This window comes from Mycobacterium sp. NAZ190054, assembly GCF_001545925.1.
Lineage (GTDB): Bacteria > Actinomycetota > Actinomycetes > Mycobacteriales > Mycobacteriaceae > Mycobacterium.
The window spans coordinates 1-2,438 of the sequence record NZ_LMVQ01000394.1 but is presented as its reverse complement, the minus strand read 5'-3'; the positions used below and the strand labels follow the sequence as shown (position 1 = coordinate 2,438).

Below are 2,438 nucleotides of genomic sequence, written 5' to 3'. Positions count from 1 at the left end.
CGGCCGGTATCCCGATCCTCGGCAAGACCAACATGGACGAGTTCGCGATGGGGTCGTCGACCGAGAACTCGGCGTACGGCCCCACCCGCAACGGATCGGCGTGGTGGTGGTGGACGGCGTCGGCGAACCGCTGCGCCAGCTGGGGGTGACCCGCCCAGTGCACGTGCAGGTAGGACGCGTGCAGGGTGGGACCGGCAAAGCCGTCGGGTCCGGCGGGCAGGACCCAGGCGGGCGCGTGTGCATCGGCGCCGTCGATCCCGCCGGCATGCGGGGTCACGCGGGTGCGGTGGAACTCGTGGCCGGTGACCTCTTCGTCCCGGCGGCCCAGCAGCGAGTCGGTGGGGGAGGTGGCGGTGCGATAACCCAGGGTGAGCCGCGGGGTCATCGCCGCCGCGGCGTCCACCGCGGCCACCGCCGGGATGTCGTCGAGCGTGCGGCACAGGTACGCCAGACCCGCGCATTCGGCCACCGTCGGCACACCGTCTGCGATGGCGGTGCGCAGCGCGGCGATCAGCGACGGGTTGCCGGCCAGCGCGGCGGCGTGCACCTCGGGGAAACCGCCGCCGAGATAGATCCCCGCCGTGCCCGGCGGCAGCGCGGTGTCGGTGAGCGGATCGAAGTCCACGACCACGCAGCCCGCCGCGCGCAGCAACTCCTCGACTTCGGCGTAGCGGAAGGTGAATGCCCGGCCGCCGGCCATCGCGACCACGGGGCGGGCCGGCGACGGTGCGACGATTTCGGCCGACGCGTCCCAGGCGGATCCGTCCAGCGCCGGTGCCGCCGTGGCGATCGCGAGTACCGCGTCGAGGTCGACGTGCGCGGCGATCACCTCCGCCAACCGGTCCAGCGTCGCCGCGGATTCCGTGCGCTCGGCGGCCGGGATCAGCCCCAGGTGCCGCGACGGCGTCTCCACACCGGCGTCCCGTGGAAGCACCCCGAGTACCGGAATTCCGGTGCGGCGCAACGCTTCTTGCACCTCGTCGGCGTGCCGCGAGGTGCGGCACTTGTTCAGGATGACGCCGGCGATGCGGACGGCGGGGTCGAAGGCCGCCAGCCCGGCCACGACCGCGGCGTGCGTCCGCGACGCGTGGGAGATGTCGACGACGAGCACCACCGGCGCCGACGTCAACGCCGCCACGTGGGCCGTCGAGGCCTCACCGTCGGTTCCGAGCCGGCCGTCGAAAAGCCCCATCACCCCTTCGATGACGGCGATGTCGGCGGCCGCGGCCCCGTGCAGCAGCAGCGGCACGATGCGTTCCGCGCCCACCATGAACGGGTCCAGGTTGCGTCCCGGCCTGCCGGTGGCCATCGCGTGGTAACTGGGGTCGATGTAGTCCGGCCCCACCTTGTGACCCGACACCTGCAGACCCCGCGCGGCCAGCGCGGCCATCAACCCGGTGGCGACGGTGGTCTTCCCGTGCCCCGAGGCCGGTGCCGCGACGACGATGCGGGGCAGCGCGGTGGTCACCATTCGATGCCCCGCTGACCCTTCTGGCCCGCGTCCATCGGGTGCTTGACCTTGCCCATCTCGGTGACGAGGTCGGCGATCTCGATCAGGCGCGGGTCGGCCCGCCGGCCGGTGACGACCACGTGCTGGTGGCCGGGGCGGTGCGCGAGGGTGTCCACGACGTCGTCGATGTCGACCCAGCCCCAGTTGATCGGGTAGGTGAACTCGTCGAGCACGTACAGGTCGTGGGCCTCGGCGGCGAGCCTGCGTTTGATCTCCGCCCAGCCTTCGACCGCTGCGGCGGCGTGGTCCTCCTCGCTGCCCGCCTTCCGGGTCCACGACCAGCCCGCGCCCATCTTGTGCCACTCGACGGGCCCGCCCTCACCGGTCTGGGCGTGCAGCGCGCCGAGCCGTTCCAGCACGGTCTGCTCGCCGATGCGCCACTTCGCGGACTTCACGAATTGGAACACCCCGATGCGGAAGCCCTGATTCCACCCGCGCAGCGCCAACCCGAACGCGGCGGTCGACTTCCCCTTGCCGTCGCCGGTGTGCACCATCAGCAGCGGCCGGTTGCGCCGCTGCCGGGTGGTGAGGCGGTCGTCGGGGATCGTGGACGGCTGTCCCTGAGGCATCAGGCTGCTCCTTCTCGCGTGACGTCACGAACGATGTCGGTCAGCGCCTGGGCGTTGACCTGCGCCAGCCGGATGTGGTCGGCCGCCATGTACTCGGCGAGCGTCTGCGCCAGACCCAGCCGCATGCGGCTGTTCTCGCAGTCGACGACGACCGCACCGACGCCCTGGCGGGCCAGGTGCGCGATCGAGGATGGCGCGCACGCCGCCGGCGTCGCGGGCGCCGCACGCGTCCAGATGGGTGTGAGCGTCGATGAGCGGGGTGAGGGGCTCCGGGACCGGCGGCGGCTCTCGCTTGGCACTCACGGCCCACACTCTAGGGTGAACCTCAAATGAGTGAGCCCTACTACATCACGACGGCG

The 2,438-nt window shown here is 72.1% G+C and carries 1 protein-coding gene and 3 pseudogenes; 1 reads left to right on the top strand and 3 read right to left on the bottom strand.

Annotation, left to right across the window (positions count from 1 at the left end; all coding sequences use genetic code 11):
* A pseudogene (locus ASJ79_RS34350) lies at positions 1 to 92 on the top strand (amidase family protein); the annotation flags it as partial.
* An 89-nt stretch (positions 93 to 181) separates the two neighbouring features.
* Here ASJ79_RS34350 and ASJ79_RS33385 read toward each other — a convergent pair.
* From ASJ79_RS33385 to ASJ79_RS32655, 3 genes and pseudogenes are all read right to left on the bottom strand, one after another.
* Positions 182 to 1,471, bottom strand: a pseudogene (locus ASJ79_RS33385) (cobyrinate a,c-diamide synthase); the annotation flags it as partial.
* Positions 1,465 to 2,079, bottom strand: a complete 615-nt coding sequence (gene cobO / locus ASJ79_RS22570) for a cob(I)yrinic acid a,c-diamide adenosyltransferase (RefSeq protein WP_067960164.1) — start codon at positions 2,077 to 2,079, stop codon at positions 1,465 to 1,467. The pseudogene ASJ79_RS33385 and the gene cobO, both read right to left, overlap by 7 nt.
* 177 nt (positions 2,080 to 2,256) lie before the next feature.
* Positions 2,257 to 2,391: pseudogene (locus ASJ79_RS32655) on the bottom strand (DNAase); the annotation flags it as partial.
* Positions 2,392 to 2,438 lie beyond the last annotated feature (47 nt).